General features: G+C 70.6%; 16 protein-coding genes. 12 read left to right on the top strand and 4 right to left on the bottom strand.

Annotated elements, in window-relative coordinates:
- Positions 1-161 precede the first annotated feature (161 nt).
- From ACBJ59_RS09095 to ACBJ59_RS09085, 3 genes are read left to right on the top strand one after another with little or no spacing between them, the layout of a single operon-like run.
- On the top strand, positions 162-1997 hold the full coding sequence (locus ACBJ59_RS09095) for a glycosyltransferase (RefSeq protein WP_375109699.1): 1836 nt from the start codon (positions 162-164) through the stop codon (positions 1995-1997).
- Positions 1994-3565 (top strand): glycosyltransferase family 39 protein, encoded by a 1572-nt coding sequence (locus ACBJ59_RS09090; protein WP_375109698.1) that lies wholly within the window; start codon positions 1994-1996, stop codon positions 3563-3565. The genes ACBJ59_RS09095 and ACBJ59_RS09090 overlap by 4 nt, the downstream gene beginning before the upstream one ends.
- Complete coding sequence (locus tag ACBJ59_RS09085; protein WP_375109697.1) at positions 3562-4503, top strand: glycoside hydrolase family 6 protein; 942 nt, start codon at positions 3562-3564, stop codon at positions 4501-4503. Before ACBJ59_RS09090 ends, ACBJ59_RS09085 begins: the two co-directional genes overlap by 4 nt.
- A gap of 26 nt (positions 4504-4529) precedes the next feature.
- Here ACBJ59_RS09085 and ACBJ59_RS09080 read toward each other — a convergent pair whose 3' ends face one another.
- Positions 4530-5759, bottom strand: a complete 1230-nt coding sequence (locus ACBJ59_RS09080) for a serine/threonine-protein kinase (RefSeq protein ID WP_375109696.1) — start codon at positions 5757-5759, stop codon at positions 4530-4532.
- Between the two features lie 193 nt (positions 5760-5952).
- Between ACBJ59_RS09080 and ACBJ59_RS09075 the strand changes: the two genes are divergently transcribed.
- A complete protein-coding gene (locus ACBJ59_RS09075; protein ID WP_375109695.1) occupies positions 5953-6102 on the top strand; it encodes a hypothetical protein in 150 nt (49 codons plus the stop codon).
- 21 nt (positions 6103-6123) lie between these two features.
- Here the strand turns inward: ACBJ59_RS09075 and ACBJ59_RS09070 are convergent, their stop codons facing one another.
- Complete coding sequence (locus ACBJ59_RS09070) at positions 6124-7449, bottom strand: DUF6351 family protein (protein ID WP_375109694.1); 1326 nt, start codon at positions 7447-7449, stop codon at positions 6124-6126.
- Between the two features lie 114 nt (positions 7450-7563).
- Positions 7564-8427, bottom strand: coding sequence for an LLM class F420-dependent oxidoreductase (locus ACBJ59_RS09065; RefSeq protein WP_375109693.1), 864 nt, complete (start codon positions 8425-8427; stop codon positions 7564-7566).
- Positions 8428-8990: 563 nt separating this feature from the next.
- On the opposite strand from ACBJ59_RS09065, the gene ACBJ59_RS09060 reads away from it, so the two are divergent.
- A complete protein-coding gene (locus tag ACBJ59_RS09060; protein WP_375109692.1) occupies positions 8991-11147 on the top strand; it encodes a DUF6055 domain-containing protein in 2157 nt (718 codons plus the stop codon).
- Positions 11148-11246: 99 nt separating this feature from the next.
- On the opposite strand, the gene ACBJ59_RS09055 is transcribed toward ACBJ59_RS09060, so the two are convergent.
- Positions 11247-12398, bottom strand: coding sequence for a PucR family transcriptional regulator (locus tag ACBJ59_RS09055; RefSeq protein WP_375109691.1), 1152 nt, complete (start codon positions 12396-12398; stop codon positions 11247-11249).
- A 381-nt stretch (positions 12399-12779) separates the two neighbouring features.
- Here ACBJ59_RS09055 and ACBJ59_RS09050 point away from each other — a divergent pair, with 381 nt between their 5' ends.
- From ACBJ59_RS09050 to ACBJ59_RS09020, 7 genes are all read left to right on the top strand, one after another.
- Positions 12780-13157, top strand: coding sequence for a hypothetical protein (locus ACBJ59_RS09050; protein WP_375109690.1), 378 nt, complete (start codon positions 12780-12782; stop codon positions 13155-13157).
- Positions 13154-14320, top strand: coding sequence for an acetamidase/formamidase family protein (locus tag ACBJ59_RS09045; RefSeq protein ID WP_375109689.1), 1167 nt, complete (start codon positions 13154-13156; stop codon positions 14318-14320). The genes ACBJ59_RS09050 and ACBJ59_RS09045 overlap by 4 nt, the downstream gene beginning before the upstream one ends.
- Before the next feature lie 459 nt (positions 14321-14779).
- Positions 14780-15061: a hypothetical protein gene (locus ACBJ59_RS09040; protein WP_375109688.1), complete on the top strand. Its 282-nt coding sequence runs from the start codon at positions 14780-14782 to the stop codon at positions 15059-15061.
- A 68-nt stretch (positions 15062-15129) separates the two neighbouring features.
- Positions 15130-15483: a hypothetical protein gene (locus tag ACBJ59_RS09035; RefSeq protein ID WP_375109687.1), complete on the top strand. Its 354-nt coding sequence runs from the start codon at positions 15130-15132 to the stop codon at positions 15481-15483.
- A gap of 10 nt (positions 15484-15493) precedes the next feature.
- Entirely contained in the window at positions 15494-17368 is a 1875-nt protein-coding gene (locus ACBJ59_RS09030) for an N-acetylmuramoyl-L-alanine amidase (RefSeq protein WP_375109686.1), read from the top strand.
- A gap of 523 nt (positions 17369-17891) precedes the next feature.
- Positions 17892-18476 carry a class I SAM-dependent methyltransferase gene (locus tag ACBJ59_RS09025; RefSeq protein WP_375109685.1) on the top strand — a complete coding sequence of 195 codons (585 nt, stop codon included), beginning with the start codon at positions 17892-17894 and terminating at the stop codon, positions 18474-18476.
- Positions 18476-19399: an NAD(P)/FAD-dependent oxidoreductase gene (locus tag ACBJ59_RS09020; RefSeq protein ID WP_375109684.1), complete on the top strand. Its 924-nt coding sequence runs from the start codon at positions 18476-18478 to the stop codon at positions 19397-19399. Before ACBJ59_RS09025 ends, ACBJ59_RS09020 begins: the two co-directional genes overlap by 1 nt.
- Positions 19400-19404: the final 5 nt, after the last annotated feature.

Below are 19404 nucleotides of genomic sequence, written 5' to 3'. Positions count from 1 at the left end.
GGCTCCGGCCCGATGGACGAGCCTCGCCCGGCTGCCCCCACGGATCGCGGCGGTTGTCATACCTGACTTCTGGTCATTTCCGCGGTAAAGGCCTAGAGCGATACGGGAAGGGGTAGCCGGGGACGGTTCCGGAAGCCAGCGGCCCAGAGAGAGCCCTCAACGTGCGTTTCCCCTTACGTCGCGAGCATTGGCTGTTCGTCCTCGTCGGTGTTTCCGTGGCGATACTGGGCCACGTCCTCCTGGCGACCTTCATGCGGCTGGGCCTGACACCGGCCGTCGCCAACGTCCTGCAGTTCGCGATCACCCTGCAGGCCAGCTTCGCCGCCAACTACCTGCTGACCTGGCATCCCCGCATCTCGGGTTCGGCATTGAGCCTGGGGACACGATGGCGGCGCTTCCAGATCGCCCGCGGGGCCAGCGCGGTCCTCAACATGGTGGCCTTCCCGTTCCTGGCGCCGGTGACCGGCACCGCCGCCGCCTACTGGGGGCTCGTGGTGGCCGGCGCCGTCGTGAACTTCTCCTCCGACAAGTACTGGTCGTTCTCGCCGCTTCGAAGCAGCGGCCTGGCGCACCCCCGGGTCCTCCTCGGCGCCCTGGCCAGCGTCCTGCTGGTGCTGGCCGCGGCCGCCTTCGTGGACTACTTCCTGCTCGGCGTCTCCCTGTTCATGCTGCTGGTCGCAGGGACCACGCTGATCTTCCAGCTGTACAAGTGGTGGTGGCCGGAGCACAACGACCCGCACCGGTACGGCGACCCGGACGAACCGCGCCTGCCCGGAGTGATCCTGGTCCCGATGCGGTTCGAGGAGGCCGTGGCGGGCCACACTCTGGAGCGCCTGGCGACCTTGGACCACCCCGACTACAGGGTGATCGCGATCGTCGACCCTCCCGACGATCCCGGCACCGCGGCGATCGCCGCGGCCAAGGCCCGCGAGCACCCGGACCGGATCATGGTCTGCGAATATCCGCCGGACACCGACCTCCACAACAAGCCCATCGCGCTCAACGCCGCCATGCGCACGCTCGAGCGCGAGGGCATCGCGTTCGAGTGGGTGGGCGTGGCCGACGCCGAAGATCTGTTCCACCCCGGCCTCTTGCGGGTGGTCGACCACCGCTTCCGCCGGACCCGGGCGGGCATCGTGCAGTGCGGAGTGCAGCTGATGAACTTCGGCTGCCGGCTGCAGGCCGGAGCCGGTCGCGGCTGGTGGCACGCCCACACCAGCGCCTGGTGGCGGGCGGCCAACTGCCTGGAGTACTTCAAGTGGTTCCAGTCCCGGCTCAAGATGCAGGCCCGGATCGGCGTGATGCCGCTCGGGGGTAACACGGTCTTCTTCCGCCGCCAGCTCCTGGAGGAGCTCAAGGTACGCTACGGGCGTTACTGGGACGAGAACTGTCTCACCGAGGACTGCAAGATCGGTATCGCCGCGTCGGTGCTGCGCTACCCCGTCGACGTGGTCTACATCGACGAGATGGTGACCAGGGAGGAGACGCCCGAGAGCCTGCCCGCACTGGTACGCCAGCGCGTGCGCTGGATGCAGGGCTTCATCCAGGTCTTCCTGACGGGCGAATGGCTCCAGCTGCCGACCCGGACGCAGCGCGTGCTCGCCGTGTACGTCCTCGGCTTCCAGTTCTTCCAGGCGTTCGTCGCCGTACTGGCACCGGTCGCGCTGCTGCTGGCGCTGTCGCACAAGGCGCCGGTGGCCATCACCCTGGTGGCGACCCTCCCCCTGGCGATCACACTGCTCAACTCGCTGCTCGACGTCCAGTTGCTGGCGCAGTTCGGCCGGACCTTCGAGGAGCGGGTCAGGCTGCGCGACTACGCCGGCCTGGTCCTCGGCGCCTACCCGTACCAGTTGGCGCTGTCGTACGCCGCGCTATGGGCGATCCTCAGGCACGTGCGCGGCAGGACTGACTGGGTCAAGACGACGCATCAAGGCAGTCACCTCGACCGGCGGCACATCGACGAGGATTCCGGCGATCACATGCTGGTGCCGACATGACGATCGCGCTCGACACCACGGGCGAGATCCGCAAGCGGGTCTCGGCCCGCCATCGTCTCCGGTACCTCGCCCGGACCTGGCTGGGATTGCACCGGCTCAGCCTGCTGCTCCTGGCCCCGATGCTGGCCGTCGCCGGTGTGGTGCACGTCTGGGGAATGTCCACCTATCCCCGTTGGGTGGACGATCCCGGCACCTACCTCTCTCAGGCCTGGTCCGTGCAGTACGAGGGCGCGCTGTCCCCCTACTCCTACTTCTACGACCACACCCCGGCGGGCTGGCTCCAGATGGCGCTGTGGTCGATCTTGACCAACGGCTTCAACCGCTACGACAGCGCCATCGACTTCGGCAACGAGTGCATGCTGATCGCCAAGCTCTTCTCCTGCGCGCTGCTGTTCGCCCTCGGCCGGCGGATCGGCCTGACCCGCGCCGGATCGGCGGCGGCCGTCCTGCTCCTCGCGCTCAGCCCGGTCGCGGTCACCTACACGCGCTGGACCTTTCTCGACAACCTGGTCACCCCCTGGCTGCTGCTGGCGTTCGTGCTGGCCTACTCACCGCGCCGGACCATCGGCGCCGCCATGGGCGCCGCCGCGGCCTTCGCGCTCGCCGCGCTGACCAAGGAGACCGCGCTGGTGACCTTGCCCGCGTTCGCGTACGCCATGGCGCAGAACCTCGACCGGCGCAATCGGCCGCAGGTCATCGTCATGGCCGCGTTCACCGGGATCCTGTTGATGTCGCTCTACCCGCTGTTCGCGATCTACAAGGGTGAGCTGTTCCCCGGTCAAGGCCACAACAGCCTCCTGGAGACCGCCTCTTGGCAGCTCGCCGGGCGCCAGCCGTCGGGCTCGGTGCTCGACCCGGACAGCCCCGCACGCGACCTGCTCACGAGCTGGCTCGGCCTCGACCAGCGCCTGTTGATCGGCGCGCTCGCCGCGCTGCCGGTGGCGCTGGTCGTCCCCCGGTTGCGGCCGGCGGCGGTGATCCTGGTCGTTCAGTGGCTCTTGCTGATCCGCGGCGGATACGTGCCGTATATGCACGTCATCACGCTGCTGCCGTGGAGCGCCCTCATGATCGCCGGAGCGGCCGAGCAGATCGGCGGCGCCGTACGGTGGCTCGTGGGGCGGGGCCGCCACCTGCCGCAGCTGGCGGCGGGCGCGTGTGCCGTGGCGCTCGCCGCCGTCTGGGCCCCGGCGCTGTCGACGATGATGACCGCACGCGAGGCGCCGCCGCTGCGATCGGCCACCGAATGGGTCGCCGACAACGTGCCCAGGAACAAGGTGCTCGTGGTGCACGACGCCATCTGGACCGACCTGGTGCACTACAAGGGCTTCTCGCCGCGGCCGATCATCGCGTACAAGCTGGACACCGACCCCGCCGTGGCCCGCACGCTCAGGCGGATCGACTATCTCGTCGTGCCGAACTGGTACTACGACAGCCCCGACGCCAAGCGGTACCCCACGTTGCTCGAGGCACGCAAGCACGCGATCGCCGAGATCACCTTCGGCACCGGGGACAACGGCGTGCGGATCTACCGGGTCAGCGGCTTCTGGCAGCCAAGGAGGTCGTCGTGAGAGGCGCGCCGGTGGCGCTGGCGATCCTGCTTCTGCTGGCCGGATGCGGGCGGGTGCCGGACACCGACCTGCGCCCGTGGCCACCGCGAGTGACCTACGCCCCGCTCCGGCATCCCTTCAAGGACGCCAGGCTCCACCTCGACACCGACAGCGCCGCGGCCCTGTACCAGAGGGCCAACGGCGCGGCCTGGCTCACGCCGATCACGAGCCGGCCGCAGGCCCGCTGGATCAACGGCCCGCCGGACCTGAAGCCGCTTCCCGCGGTGGCGTCGGCCGCGCGCGTCCAGGGCACGCTGCCCGTCCTGGTCGCCTACAACCTGCCCCATCGCGGGTGCGCCAAGGACCAGGGCGCGGGCACCGACCAGGCCTACGATCGCTTCATCCGTCAGCTGACGCGGCGGCTCGGCGCCACGAGGACCGCCATCATCATGGAGCCCGACGCCGTCGCCGCCGACTGCTTCACCCCCGAGCGCGCCGCGCTGCTGAAGAGGAACGTGCTCCGCCTGGCGCGGGCCGGCCATCACGTCTACCTCGACGCCGGCCACAGCGCCTGGCGCTCCACGGGCGAGATGGCCGAACGCCTCCTGGCCTCGGGCATCCAGCACGCCGAGGGTTTCGCGGTCAACGTGTCCAACCGTCAGACCACCGACGCGAGCTACCGCTGGGGCAGGGAGCTGGCCGACCTGGTGGGGAACCGCGAATTCGTCATCGACACCTCGCGGAACGGCCTGGGGCCGCCTCCGCGCAACGAGTGGTGCAATCCTCGCCACCAGGCGCTGGGCCGGCCGCCCACCACCGAGGTGACCCGGCCGGGCCTGGCCGCGCTGCTCTGGATCAAGCGCCCCGGCGAATCGGACGGGGTCTGCGGCGGCGAGACGACCTACCTGTTCTCGCCTCGCCAGGCTCGCCTCCTCATCGACAACGCGACCCGGCCATGAGCCGGGCCGACGCACATGCGGCGTGTCTACCCCTTGTGGCGTTTGCTCCCTCTGCCCTTGTCGCCTCGCCCCTTGTCACCTTTGCCGATGCTGCCTTTGCCCTTGCCGCCATTGCCCTTCCCCGGATGCTCGGCCTTCTGGTCGTAGCCGGACGCGCCGGCGGCCGGCGGCCGGTCGGCCCTGGTCGGAGGCGGTTCAGCACCGGCCGCAGCGGCGACCGGCCGCTTCTTCGGTATCCGCTGAACCACCCCGGCCACGGCGTCGTGCTGAACCCGCTGCGGGGGCGCGACGGCCTGTGGCGCCGGACCACGAGGGCGTTCGGCGAGCTCAGGAAGCGTGACGGCCGCGGAACACGTGGCGAGCGTCAGGACCGCGGCCGCCAGATGCCTGGCGCGGCGCCGCACCTGCCCGTACCCGGTGGTGGCCGTGGGAGCCGTCCGGACGGGCGGGTCCCAGGAGACCAGCGCCTGCAGCATCTCCCGCGCCCGGGCGATGTCCGGCCGTCTGTCCGGGTCCTTGTGGAGCAACGCGGAGATCGCCCCGGCGAGCGCTCCGGCGCGCTCGAACGGTTGCGGCGCGTCATGGACGATGGCGACCAATGTGTCCATCGCGGTGTCACGCGCGAAGGGCGGGCGGCCTTCGACCGCGGTGTACAGGGTGGCGCCCAGCGACCACAGGTCCGAGGCCGGGCCGGCGGCCGAGCCGACGGCCCGCTCCGGCGCGATGTAGGCGGGGGTGCCGGGCACCACGTCGGGATGGGTGAGGGGGTCGTCGTCGTTCGCGACGGCCGCGATACCGAAATCGGTCAGCACCGCGCCCCCGCCCTCCGGCAGCAGGATGTTGCCCGGCTTGACGTCACGGTGCACGACCCCGGCGGCGTGCGCGGCCTCCAACGCGGCCAGCACGTCCAGCCCCACCCGGGCCGCCCGCAACGGCGGGAGCGGACCGTTCTCGGCTATCAGCTGCCCGAGCGACGGAGCCGGGACCAGCTGTAACACGATCCAGAGCCGCCCGTCGTCCTCGATCACGTCATAGACGTCGGCGATGTTGGAGTGACTCAGCCTTGCGGCGATGCGCGCCTCGCGAAGGCTCCGCCGGATCAGCGGCTCGTTCTCCGGCCGGTCGATCCCGTCGGCGATCACCTTGATCGCGACCTCGCGGTCGAGCAGTTCGTCGTGGCCGCGCCACACCTGGCCCATGCCGCCACGGCCCAGCTCCGTCATCAGCCGGTAGCGTCCCAGCAGTACCTCGGGCATAGGGCTTGCGCTACCCCTGGCACGAGTCCGCACACCGGCGAAGGGCGGCCGGGCGCCGCCGGGCAGCGCCGGCCGGGTCGCGGTCTCCGGTTTCGGCTCGCCCGAGACGGCGCGGACGTTCGTCGAATCCGGCACGATCACCTCCACGGCCCTGTGTGACGTGCCGCGGCTCGGCTTCCGGACCGTCTGGGCGATGCAGCAGCTCCTGGACGGCAGGCAGATCGCCGCCGAGTCCGTTGCCCGGGCCGAGCAGGTCAACGCGCTGGACCTGGCCGACGTGGCCGCCCGCCTGGCGGCGGTCGCCCGCCCGGTGCCCGCGGGGAGCGTCGCGGACCGGGGATGAGCCCCGGTCCCGCGAACTTGATCAGGCCGGACAGGCCGAGTACAGCGGCCGGGTGCCGGTGGCGTAGGCCGACGGATCGGTGAAGCGGCAGCCGTAGGCGGGGTCGGCCAGCGTGGCGGGGCTGGTCACGTCGTCGCCCAGGGGGCGCCGGCCGGTGCGCTGCCACCGTACGAGGTCGTCCCAGGCCGCGCCGGCCTCGGCGTCGCTGAACTCGCAGTGCCCCGCCGCGCGGATCGCCCGCTGCACCAGCAGCTGGGACCGGCCGTGAGAGGCCACGTCGGCCCGGTAGTACTGCTCCATCGAGAACGGCACGAAGTTGTCACCCAGGTTGTGCAGTGACAACACGGGCACGCCGATCCTGCCCGAGACGCCGGGCACCTCGGTCAGCCGCCACGTCCGGCGTGCCACCGGGTCGGCCGGATCCACCCGCTGGACGCTCGCGTTGACGTTCACGGGCGTGGCGGGGCGGTAGACGGTGCCGCGGTTGGTCGCCACCCTGGCCGGCTCCTGCGCCAGGGTGCCGCCCTCGTCGGCGTCGGCCAGCCCGAACAGGAAGTCCTGCCAGTACGCGAACGCCGCCCCGGCCCCGGGACGCTCCCCGCCGCTGAGGTTGACGACGATGGAGCGGAACTGCCTGCCGAGCTCGCCGGCCGGCTCGGTCCCGCCGGTCAGCCCCAGCCGCTCCTTGATCTGCGGCACGACCGAGGTCGCGTAGTCCTCCGGGATCGGGTAGGCGGGCACGTCGGCCAGGTCCTGCGCGACGAGCTGGAAGTCGAGGAAGAAGTCGAACAGCTCGTGGTCGCCGAGCACCCCGCACATGGGCAGCGCGGCGTCGTACAGGCCGGGGTACTGCTCGATGGAGCGGGCCGTGACGTGACCACCCATGGACACGCCCGCGATGTACGTGCGGTGCGGCCGGCCCACCGTCCTCGTGAAGCGCTCGACGAGGTCGCGGGTGCTGAGCACGCCCGCCCGCACGTCGTAGTCGTTGGCGTAGTAGGAGGAGGCGGCCCAGGCGTATCCCTGCTCCAGCAGGCGCTGCCGCAGGCCGTAGCCGGGCGGGTCCACGGTGAGCACCCGCGTGGCACCGCGGTATCCGTGCGCCCACATCACCAGGTCGCCGTTCCAGCGCGGCGGCACCTCGATGTCGAAGGCCGCATGCTCGTGAACGCCCTGGTGGACCCGGGTCGGCTTACCGTTCACGACGGCCGGGGCCAGGGGCGGGTTGTCGATGGTGTAGCCCGGTAAGGGCTGGTCGTCGGGGACGTCGCCGGTCGCTCCCGCGGCGGGTACGGGCAGGATCACGCACAACACGGCGACCAGAACGACCGAGAGGGGGGAACGCATCGGCCGTCACCTTTCTCCTCAGGCGCTCCAGGGAGCGCATGCCAGGTGCATGACCATGACACTATGACGCTCACCGCCCGAGGTGACCCTGGTGCCCCGGTCAGGTGCCGACGCTCATCGCAGGGCGGCGGCGAGCAGGCGCCACTCCCGCCGGGGGAGCACGTTCGAGTCGGCGGTCACCACCTGCACGCACACATGATCCGCTCCGGCCGCGCGGTGCTCGTCCAGCCGGCGCAGGATCGCCTCCTCGTTCCCCCACGCGATCACGTCGTCGAACAGGCGATCGCTCACCGAGGCCAGCTCTTCGGGCGAGTAGCCGAGGCGGAGCAGGTTGTTGGCGTAGTTGGGCAGGGCCAGGTAGCTCCGCAGCCAGCCATCGCCGATCGCCCGCGCCTCCTGCCTGTCCCTGCACAGGATCACCGTCTGCTCCGGAAGCAGGAGCGGGCCGTCGCCCAGTGCGGCTCGCGCGCGCCGGGTGTGCTCAGGGGTGACGAGATAGGGGTGGGCGCCGCGCGCCCGCTTCGCGGCCAGGTCCAGCATCTTCGGGCCGAGCGCGGCCAGCACCCGGTTCGCGGTGGGCACGGGCTGATCCGCCTGGTCGAGCTCGTCGAGGAAGGCCCTCATCGCCTCCATCGGTCTGCGGTAGCGAGCCGGCTCCTGGTCGGTGTTGATCGCCACCGCGTGGCTCACGCCGATGCCCATCAGGAAGCGGCCGGCGTACGTGGCGGACACGGACGCGTAGGCAGCGGCGACGCCGGCGGGTTCGTGCATCCAGAGGTTGAGAATGCCCGTGGCCACGACGATCTCGCGGGTGGCGGTCAGCAGGTTGGTGACCGCGTCGAAGACCGGCCCTCCGGCGTCCGGGAACCACAGGGCGCGAAATCCCAGCTCCTCGAGCTCCGCGGCCGCGTCGGCGGCTTCACCCGGGTCGCCGTAACGCAGATGGTGGCTCCACACGCCCACACCGGAAAGGTCCATGACAACCTCCGCCTTCACCTGGCACACCAGCGCCGCCGGTCGACGGCTCAACCCTATCGATGAAGATCCGAAACGTGGAAGCGGGAGTCGAGCCCGAGCGTCGCGCCGCTCCGGACTGAAAGGCGCACGTCCATTTCGCCCGTTCACTCCGCACGACCTCGCCGGGCTCCACAACCCTCCGCGCACCAATACGTCTCGGTCGCGGAGACCGACCACGCCATCGCCGGCTACGTGGCCTGGAGCGTCGACACGGCGCGCAGGAACGGGGGTCATCTCCTTCCACGCACCCGCCAGGGCGCTGTACGAGAAGCTCGGGTGCCCGGCGCTGCCGGGGCCGAGCATTCGAGCCCCGCACCGGCCCCCGCTCCCCCGAAGGCGTGATCCGGAAAGGCGCCCATGTAACTTTCAGGCCCGCCCGCAGGTCGCCACGGCGATACTTCACGGACGACTCGCTGGACCTTGACAGAGTTTGTTGCGGTGTCGAAACTCAAGCCGCTCAAAGCCATGTGACATACCGCGAGCGCGTTCAGGATGTTAGCGCTAACAGATCCGGAGGACTGCTAATGAGACGATCGCGGGCGGTCGCCACCGCCCTTGTCCTGCTTCTCGGCCTGTTATTCGTGCCCACGGCACCCGCGCAATCCGCGGCCCTGGCCAAGACGGTCTACATCCCGTCGCGCTGGGCCACCAGCGGCGAGGTGCCCTGGGTCCAGGCGCGTACGAAGGAGTCGGCCAACTTCATCCTCCTGTGGGGCGACCGGTCGGGCACCGACCCCAGGAACGCCCCCACGCAGTACCGGTTCGACCCCGACAACATCCTCGGCCAGTTGGAGAACCTCTACTCCTTCTACGTGAACACCATGCGGTTCACGCCCGAGACGGGCCTGCTGGCCCAGCACAAGATCATCGTGATCATCACCAGAACCTGGTCGAACGCCCCGCTCGACGCGTGGGCGACGGGCGGCTCGACGGACGGCAGGGTCGGCGTCATCAACATCGCCCCCGGGGCCGCGCAACCGGGGTCGTGGGGGCTGGCGCACGAGCTGGCGCACGTGTTCCAGAACTACACGTTCCTCGGCAGGCCCGGGTACGGGTTCACGCACGCGAGCGCCGGGACGTTCTGGGAGGCCAGCGCCGAGTTCATGGCGATGCAGGTCTACCCGAAGACGGCCGCGGGCGACCTCACGAGGTTCATCCGCACCGAGAACCTCGCCTACAGCAGCAGCCGCCACCACTACGGCGCCTGGATGCTGCTGCAGTACATCAAGGACCGCGACGGCCTGGCCATGTTCAATCGCCTCTGGAACGAGGCCAGGAACACCGAGCACCCGCTGGAGGTCTACCGCCGCATCGCAGGCATCGACCAGGCGGAGCTCAACCGCCGCGTCGGCGAGTACGCCCAGCGCAACGTCACCTGGGACTACTCCAACCGGGCCGACTTCATGCCGTTCATCAACAGCCTCTATCCGTTCGTCACCGCCTACAACGGCGTGGCGGTGGAGGCCGTCAACGCCTCGGCCGGGCACTTCCGCGTCTCCGACGCCATCGCGCCGTCCGACTACGGCTACAACAAGATCCGCCTCGTCCCGAGCAGCGACGGCGGCCTCATCCGGATGCGCTTCCGAGGCCACATCAACGCCTCCGCGCAGTCCGGCTGGTCGTACGGGTTCGTCGCGGTGAAGAACGGCACGCCCCGCTACGGCCCGGTCCACTCCTCCGCCAACGGCGAGGTGACCTTCCAGACCCAGCCGGGCGAGAAGGACGTCTACCTCGTGGTCGTCGGCGCGCCGGCAACCGTGCACAAGTACGCCTTCCTCGACGGCTACCCCCGCAACTACCGCTACCCGTACCAGTTCCGCCTGCAGGGCGCCACGCCGTGGGGCTTCGAGCCGGGCCATGTACGGCCGTCCGCGCCGGGCAACGGGCACTGGCACTCCAACGGCGGCGGCTGGGTGGACAACCGGGCGAACGTGGCCGCCACCGCCTACGTCGGCCCCCGAGCCGCCGTCTACGGCAACAGCACGGTCAGCGGCAACGCCCGCATCGAGGACCTGGCCTGGGTCAACAGCGGCGCCACCGTCTCCGGCAACGCGGTGGTGAAGAACAGCGCCCTGGTCCAGGGCGGGGCCAACCTCAGCGGCAGCGTGGACATCGGCGGCGACGCCGAGCCGGCCACGGCCTGCGGCTCCGGGACGTACCTGATGTTCAATCCCGACCGCCGCTGCGACGGCGCCGGCGGCGAGGCGGACGTGAACCCGGCTCACCCGATCTTCAGTGACGACGACCTCGCCTTCGGCGGCGGCTCCACCCCGGATCCGGTCAACCTGGCCGCGAGCGCCACCCCCTCGGCCTCGTACACCTCGCCCTGGGAGAGCGCCGCGGCGATCAACGACGGGGTCGTGCCCAGCCCGCGCTGGGGCACCTGGCCCGAGACCGGCTCCCAATGGGCCGAGCTGACCTGGTCCTCGGCCCGGACGATCAAGTCGGCGGAGGTCTACTTCTTCGACGACGGCGGAGGCGTGCGCGTGCCTGCCTCGTGGAAGCTGCAGCACTGGAACGGCAGCGCGTACGCCGACGTGGCCGCGCCGAGCGGATACGGGATCAACGCCGGCACCTACAACCGGGTCACCTTCACCCCTGTCAGCACCACCCGCCTGCGGGTCGTGCTGGAGAGCGGCCAGGGCTCGGTGGGGCTGCTCGAGGTCCGCGCGTTCGGCTGACGCCCCCATGGATGGCGGCTCCCGGCCCGGGGGCCGCCACGCCGGCGCCGGCACCCTGTCACGCGCGGGCGCGCCACAGCCCGCGGAACAGGCTTCCCTTCATGGGGACGACCGAGGGTTCGATGCGGGCGAGTCTGCGGCGCATCCGCTCAGACGGCGTGCCTTCAGGGCAAGGTGCAGGTGGGAACGCACCAACCCGTCGTGGAGGTCCGCGCCGAGCATCGCGGATATCCGGTCAAGCCGGTAGTAGACGGTGCTCCGGTGCAGGTGCAGCGACGCCGCTGTGCGTTGGACGTCACAGCCGACATCGAGGTACGTCTCCAAGGTGTGCAGGAGGCCTCTGTCACCTTCCAGCGGGGCGAGCACCGGGTCCGGCCCCGGCGCCGCGACGGGGAACAGCATGCGGTACGGCCCGGCGGCCGACCAGGGCAGGGTACGCGGCAACGCCGGATCCAGCGCGGCCACCTGTGCGGCTGCCCTGGCCTGACCGTACGCCTCGCGTATCGCAGGCACCTCGAAGGGCACCGGATCGCCGATCCCGATGGCGAAGGGACGACGGGCGGCCTTTCGCAGTCCCTCGTCCAAGGCCGTGGCACCACTGCGGCCGTGCCGGAGCAGTGCGGCCACGTGCGTGGGGGTGACGAAGCAGACGAACGCCCGGGGCAGCGCCGCGCCGAGGCGCTCCAACTCGCGGGCGGACAGGGCGGGCACGCGTTCGCGGCTGCGGCTGATCGGCACGGCGGCGCAGAGGAGAACCTCGGAGCGGAGCAGCAACGGATCGAGCACGGCCAGCCGGTCACGGGCGGCTTCCCCGGTCTGGTCCGGATCGAGTAACCGGCGGAGCAGGACCTCGCGCTCGCCGCTCCGCCCGGCGAGGACCCGGGCCAGTTCGCCGGCGCCACCGGTGAGCGTGCCGAGCGCGACCTCGTCAAGCGCCTCGCCGTCCGCGAGGGCCCACAGATAGCCGAGGCATCGCCCGCCGTGCCTGACCGGGACGCACCAGCGAGCTCCTATGCCGAGCTCGGCGTTCGGGGGCAGGCGGACGATCCCGGTCGCCCTGGCGATGCCGTACCGGTTCTGCCATTCACGGATCTCCGGCGCGACCCGGCGCGACAGGATCGAGGCGACGCGGGCCGGGTCCGCGTGTGCGTCCTGCTTGCTGTAGCCGACCAGCCGGCCGTCCGTCGAGTCCAGCAACAGCCCGCGGCCGAGCCGCTGGGCGAGGTCTTCGAGCAGGTCCTGAAGATCCATGCCTGATTCTCTCCATCGGGGTGCGACAGATGTCGAGACCATACGGGGACGATCTCGGCATCGATCCGATGCGTCGACCGCCGGCCGCTGCTTACCGTCGAACCAGACGTGCCAGAACCCGGAGATGAGACCGTGATGCCTGCCCGCTTTCCCCGTCCCTGGATGTCCGCCGCGAGCGAGCGTTTGACCCGCGAAGTAGCCGGCGCCGCGGTCGGACAAGCGGTGTCTGGCCGAACCCGCTGCGCGAGGGCGCGCACCTGGTCACGATGAGTACGTACAAGAGCCTCGGCGGGCCGCCCGGCGGGCTGATCGTCACCGACGACGAGGAGCTGGCGCAGCGCCTCGACGCCATCGCCTACCCCGGGCTGACCGCCAACTCCGATGCCGGCCGCATCGCCGCGCTCGCTGTCACGCTGCTCGACTGGAAGGCGCAGGTCGCACCAGTTCGCCGTACCCGCGCACCGCTACGGCGGCGGGCAGCACGCCTCTCACCGGCTGCGTGCCGCCAACCTGCTCGCAAGCGGCATCGGTCTGCCCATGGAGCCGGTGGCCGGCGACCTGAACGGCCTGCGGCTCGGCACCCCGGAGATCACCCGCATCGGCATGGACGAGGACGACATGTCCACCCTGGCCGTCTTCATCGCCCGCGCCCTCGCCCCCCACGGCGCGCCCGCCACGCTGGCGACCGAGGTCACCGCATGGCGTGCGCCCTTCACCACAGTGCGCTTCACCGCCGCCCCGACCAGTAAGGGCCCATGATGCAGCCGTTCTCCCGCCACAGCGACCGCTATCTGGACGTGCCTCGCCTCACCTGCGACATCGGCGTCCCACTCGCCGAGCAACCCGAGATCGGGCACAACCGCTGGCATCCCGAGATCCCCCCGGCTGTGACGGTGGATCCGGGCGGTGAGGTGATCCTGGAGGCGGCCGCCTACGACGACTATCAGATCCACGACAACGGCAGCCTCGACGAGCTGCGCCGGGTCGACCTGTCCCGCATGCACCCGCTGACCGGACCGGTCTACGTCAACGGCGCACGTCCCGGAGACGTGCTGGTCGCGGAGGTGCTCGGCGTCGAGCCGCTGAGCGGCATCGCCTTCTCCAACATCCTGCCCGGCACGCCGGGGCTGCTCAGCGAGACCTTTCCTGACGGTTACCGATCGACGTGGTACGCCCGCGGCGCCATCGCGGAGTCACCCGAAGTGCCCGGCGTGCGCATCCCCGCCCAGCCACATGCCGGAACCATGGGGGTCGCGCCGTCGTTCGAGCTGATGCGCCTGTGGGACATGCGCGAGAGCCCTCTGTACGCCGACGGCCGCGCCTTCGCCCCCGACCCCCGGAACGCGTTGCTGCGCGGCCTCGGAGTCGAGGCCGCGCGAGTGGCGGCCCGCACCCAGCCGCCCCGGGAGAACGGCGGCAACATGGACATCAACACGCTCGGCCCGGGAGCCACGGTCTACTTCCCGGTGTTCGTTGACGGCGCGCTGCTGTCGCTCGGCGACCACCATCTGTCGGCGGCGGACGGCGAATGCAGCTTCAACGCGATGGAAATGGACGGCCGCAGCTGGCTGCGGCTCCATGTCATCAAGGACGGCATGGCCCGCCACCGGATCACCACGCCGATCGTCCGTCCAGCGCCACTGGTCGCTCAGCTCGGCGCCGCCCGCTACCTCGGCTTCACCGGCTTCTGCTTCCGCGGCAGGGAGCAGGGGTATCAGGACGCGAGCTTCGCGGCCCAGGAGGCGGTCCACCGGGCCGTGGACTACCTGATGGGGCTGGGCTACAGCGGCAAGCAGGCGTACGTGATCCTCAGCGTCGCGCCCGTCAAGATCCATGTCAGTTGTATCGTCACGATCCCGAATCCGACGGTGACGCTCTATCTGCCGATCGACATCTTCGACCGGGACATTCTGCCGAGCTGACCTCCATCGTCCGGAGCGACACGCGGACGTGGACAAGGCCCCCGCCCCGGTTCTGGCTCCTTCGACACGCACGCGACAGCCCGCAGTCCGCAAGGTGTGGGCTTCGGACCCCTGCTGCCCTCGAATGCCGCCCCTGGAGGGTGAGTACAACGCCGGGTACCGGTGGCGTACGACGGGTCGGTGAAGCGGCCGCCGTCGGTGTCACCCAGGTTGTGCAGCGACAACACGGGCACGTCAATCCCTGAGGTTGACGACGATGGAACGGAACTGCCTGCCCAGCTCGCCGGCCGGCTCGGTCCCGCAGCCGCTCCTTGATCTGCGGCACGACATCTCGATCCCCTACGGCCTGATCAGGCTCTATGTCCAAAACCAGACGACGCGTCGATGCGACTCCCAGCGATGCATGGCGGCTGAGTAAAGGCTGACATTCTCAATCTCGGGCCAATCGCGGACACCCGGGTGCACATCGCCGGTCTCTTCGGCGGCGGCCTGCACAACACCACTCCGGACGGCTGGGCCCTCGACGTCGTCAGCCCCGAATGGCCCAACGACCGCGTCCTGCTCTCTGCGGACGGCGACATCTACAAGGACCCGCCGGGACAAGGCTGGTGGCACGTCTTCCACTCCAACTACTCCACCTTCCGCGCCGCCGGATTCTCGCCTTCAGGCCTCACCCTTGCCGTTGCCACCAGCAGCGATCTCACCCTCTGGACGCGGCCGGCTCTCAACGTGCATACATGAGGACGGAGCCGGCCTCACCCCATGATCCTCGGCGCTAGGCTCCCGCCGACGTCAACCTCTTCGGTGAGGTGCTCGGCCCGATCCTCGGCATCGACCACTGGATCGCCAAGTACGCCGCGCCCTACCCCAACCTGCCCGTGGTCATCTCCGGCGAGCCCTTCACCGCCACCGCCGCCGTGCCGACCCAGCAGGAGCAGGGCGAGGCGGTCGCAGGCCGGGTACGAGGCCCGGGCCGCGATTGCTCGGCCGGCCGGGCGACGGCCTCGTTGTGGACGGCGCGGGTCTCGGACCGGCTGTGGTGCCGGGCGTACCAGGTCCGGGTGCGGTCGGCCAGGGCTGGCAGGCAGGGATCGTCCGGCGGACGGTTAAAGGCTGCAGGCACTGCTACAAGAAGGCGGAAAACTATGACATATCGCCCCTAGCTGGGCGCGTATGCATGCGACGGTGCAGGTGGAGGTGGTGGTGATGACCACGATGCCGAAAGCGTTCGAACAGGCCGCGAGGAGACACGGCGTACCGGAGAGCGTCCTGCTCGCCGTCTCGTACATGGAGTCGCGCTGGGACTGTAACGGCGGCAAGCCCAGTACGGCCGCCGGGTTCGGCCCCATGCACCTCACCGACGGTGCCGCGCTGAGCACCTCGCGGCACCACCACATCGACGGGGACGAGGACCCCCGCGGCGACGACTCCCGGCCCGCGCTGCGTCCCATCGAGCCGGCGGCGCGGCAGGACGGCCTGCCCGCGTCCCTGCACACCCTGGACCGTGCCGCCGAGCTGACCGGGGAGAGCATCGAGCGCCTGCGCAAGGACCCGGCCGCCAACATCGACGGCGGCGCGGCGCTGCTCGCCGACTACCAGCGCACCCTGGGCGCCCCGCCGAGCGCCGACCCCGCCGACTGGTACGGCGCGGTGGCGCGCTACTCGGGCGCCACGGCCGAGGAGACCGCGGGGGGCTTCGCCGACGAGGTGTACGAGGTCATCCACGAGGGCGCCACCCGGATGACCGACACCGGTACGGAGGTGACGCTGCCGCCCTCTCCCGAGGTGCACCCGTCCCGCTCCTGGCTGGCCAGGCTGGACCTGCCCCATCTGGCCCGCGCCGACGGCGTGGAGTGTCCCGGTTCGCTCCCCTGCGAGTGGATCCCGGCGCCCTACAGCCAACTGCCGAACGGCAAGTACGGCAACCACGACCTCGCCGACCGCCCCACCAGCCAGACGATCCACTACATCGTCATCCACGACACCGAGGAGCTGTACGACAAGACGCTCGCCCTCGTACAGGACCCGTCGGAGATGAGCTGGCACTACACGCTGCGCTCACACGACGGTCACCTCGCCCAGCACGTGCTCACCAAGGACGTGGCCTGGCACGCCGGCAACTGGTACGTCAACGCCAAGGCGATCGGCCTGGAGCACGAGGGCTTCCTCGCCGCCGGCGGCACCTGGTACACCGAGGCGATGTACCGCACGTCCGCCAAGCTCGTGCGTTACCTGGCCGACAGGTTCGGCGTCCCGCTGGATCGCGCCCACATCCTCGGCCATGACAACGTGCCCGGCCTGGTGCCGGAGAAGGTGAAGGGGATGCACGAGGACCCGGGCCCGTACTGGGACTGGGCCCACTTCTTCGACCTGATGGGGGCTCCGCTGCGCCCCGACGGCGATTCCGGCACGGCCACGGTCATGATCCTGCCCGACTACGACCGCAACCGTCCGCACTACACCGGCTGCGACAAGAGCCACCCCGCAGCCGCCTGCCCGGCGCACGGGTCGGCCTCGGTCTGGCTGCACACCGAGCCGCGCGAGGGGTCGCCCCTCGTCAAGGACATCGGCAAGCACCCGACGGGCCAGTCCACGTTCAGCGTGTACGATCACGCCGCCCGCGCCGTCACCGGGCAGCGCTACGTCGTCGCCGAGCGGCGGGGTGACTGGACCGCCATCTGGTACCTGGGCCAGAAGGCGTGGTTCCGCAACCCGGGCTCCGCTCCCGTGGCCGTGCCCAGCCGGACCCGGATGGCGACGCCCCGGCCTGGCCTGGCCTCCGTTCCCGTGTACGGCCGCGCGTACCCGGAGGCGGCGGCGTACCCGCCGGGCGTGGCGGTGCAGCCGCTGATCCCGCTGCAGTACACGTTCGCGGCCGGGCAGTCGTACACGGTCGGCCTGACCACGACCGGCGAGTTCTACAAGGCGACGACCTTCGACACCACGCAGCATCGTGTGGTCCGCGGCGCCCAGGAGTACCACCAGATCCAGTTCGGCCACCGCGTCATGTTCGTCAGGAGCGAGGACGTCGTGGTGACCGAGGCGTGAGTGCCCGGAGTCACCGGTGGGCGAGACCTTCGCGAGTGCGGCGAAGGAGCTCCGGAACGCGGGGTTCGAGCTCGTGGCCGGTGCCGAGCAAGCGGTTGCGGTGCAGGTGGACATGGCTGCGGCACACCGCAGGAGGGGGGCGGGTGGACGGCAGGTTCTGACGGCGGACGGCGAGCTTGGGCCCGGGCTCGACCTGGAGCACCGGATTCGATGGGATCTCGCCGAGGCGGAGCTCCGGCCGCGCGTACCGGCCAGGTCTGCCTACCCAGAGCGAAGGCTCGAATCCGAGCGGGCCGCAGAGCCGCGTCGCGGTTGGGGGGTCGGTACGGGCCGTTCAGAGCATCGGCCGCGAGCTCCTGGTCGAGGTGTCTGATCCCTGCGCTCGCCCCCCTGCCGATTGGCGTTGGTCGGCATGGAGCAGAGCGCACGGCCGGGCCGGTCGGGCTGGAGCCTTGACGGTCACTCCCTTTCATCTCTAGTCTCAAAAAATGGTAATGATTATCAAATTGACTAGAAGGTGAGCGTGACCGACGAATACGAGCGATCCGCAGAGTTCGTCGATGTGCTGCTCGCGCCGCACCGGGCAGGACTGGGTCCGCCGCTGTCAGCGGCACTGCGCGGGACGACCGGCCCGATCGTGGACGTGGGCGCCGGCGGCGGACAAGGCACTCGGGTGATCGCGAACTCGGTGGCCGAAGCGGAGATCGTGGCCGTAGAGCCGTCGATGACGTCGCGGACGACCCTGCCGGCCCGGGTGAGCGAGAACGCGGAGCTGCGTGACCGGGTGACGGTGCTCCCGGAGCACCTTCTCGAGGCGGCGCTGCCACACCGGCTGGGCGCCCTCGTCGCGATGAACGTCATCGGCCACTTCGACGCGGCCGGACGGCAGGCGATCTGGACGATGCTCGCCGATCGGCTCGCGCCCGGCGGCCGGGCTGTACTGAACCTGGAGCCCCCTGGGGCGCCTGTGACGGTGCCGGAGTCCAGGTTCGCCGACGTGCGGATCGGGCCGCGCAGGTACGAGGGGCGGGACCGCGCCGAGCCGGTGCCCTCGCCCATCGGTCCCGTCGAACCAGGCATGCACGTCATCAACGGAGGAGACGCGTGATGTACGAGGTGGTCGTGGTCGGTGGCGGGCCCGCCGGGCTCAGCGCGGCACTGGTGCTGGGCCGGCAGCGGCGACGGGTCCTGGTCGTGGACGCCGGCCGGCCGCGTAACGCGCCGGCCGCGGAGATGCACATGTTCCTCGGCAGGGACGGCGGTTCCCCCGCCGAGTTGCTGGCCGACGGCCGCACCGAGGTGAGCACCTATCCGACGGTCGAGCTCAGGCAGGGGCGTGTGAGCTCGGCGGAGGGCGAGGCCGGCCGTTTCCTGCTGACCCTGGAGGACGGCGAGCGTGTTGAGGCGTCCCGGTTGGTGCTGGCCAGCGGGCTGACCGACGAGCCTGTCGCGATTCCCGGGCTGGCGGAGCGGTGGGGAAAGAGCGTGTTCCATTGCCCCTTCTGCCACGGCTACGAGACGAACGGGAAGGTGCTCGCCGTCGTCGGGAACGGCTTCGAGGCGATGCTGGCCGCCTATGTCGCCGATCGATACAGCGATGACGTGGTGCTGTGCACGAACGGCCCGAGCGCCCTGCCCGAACCGGTGGCCGCGGCCGTCAAGGCCCGCGGTGTCCAGGTGATCGAGACGCGGCTGGCGGGCATCGAGGGCGAGCTGGGCGCGCTGGCCCTGAGCTTCACGGACGGGACGACGCTGGCGCGCGAGGCCGTCTACCATCGGGCGCCCACCCGGCCGAACACCGACCTGGCCGTTCAGCTCGGGTGCACGCTGCTGCCCGATGGTTGCGTCGAGGTAGACGAGTACGGCAAGACCAGCGTGCCCGGTGTCTACGCGGCCGGGGATGCGGCCCATCTGAAGGCGGTGCCGGATCCGGTGACGTTGGTGGGGCCGAGCGCGGCCGATGGGGTGCGGGCGGCGGTCTGGCTGGAGCAGGAGTTGTTCCGTGCCGGGTTGCCGGTGGCATTGGGCTGACCCCC

The sequence above is a fragment of the Nonomuraea sp. MTCD27 genome, from assembly GCF_041950495.1.
GTDB lineage: Bacteria > Actinomycetota > Actinomycetes > Streptosporangiales > Streptosporangiaceae > Nonomuraea.
This window is presented reverse-complemented; position numbering and strand designations above follow the sequence as displayed.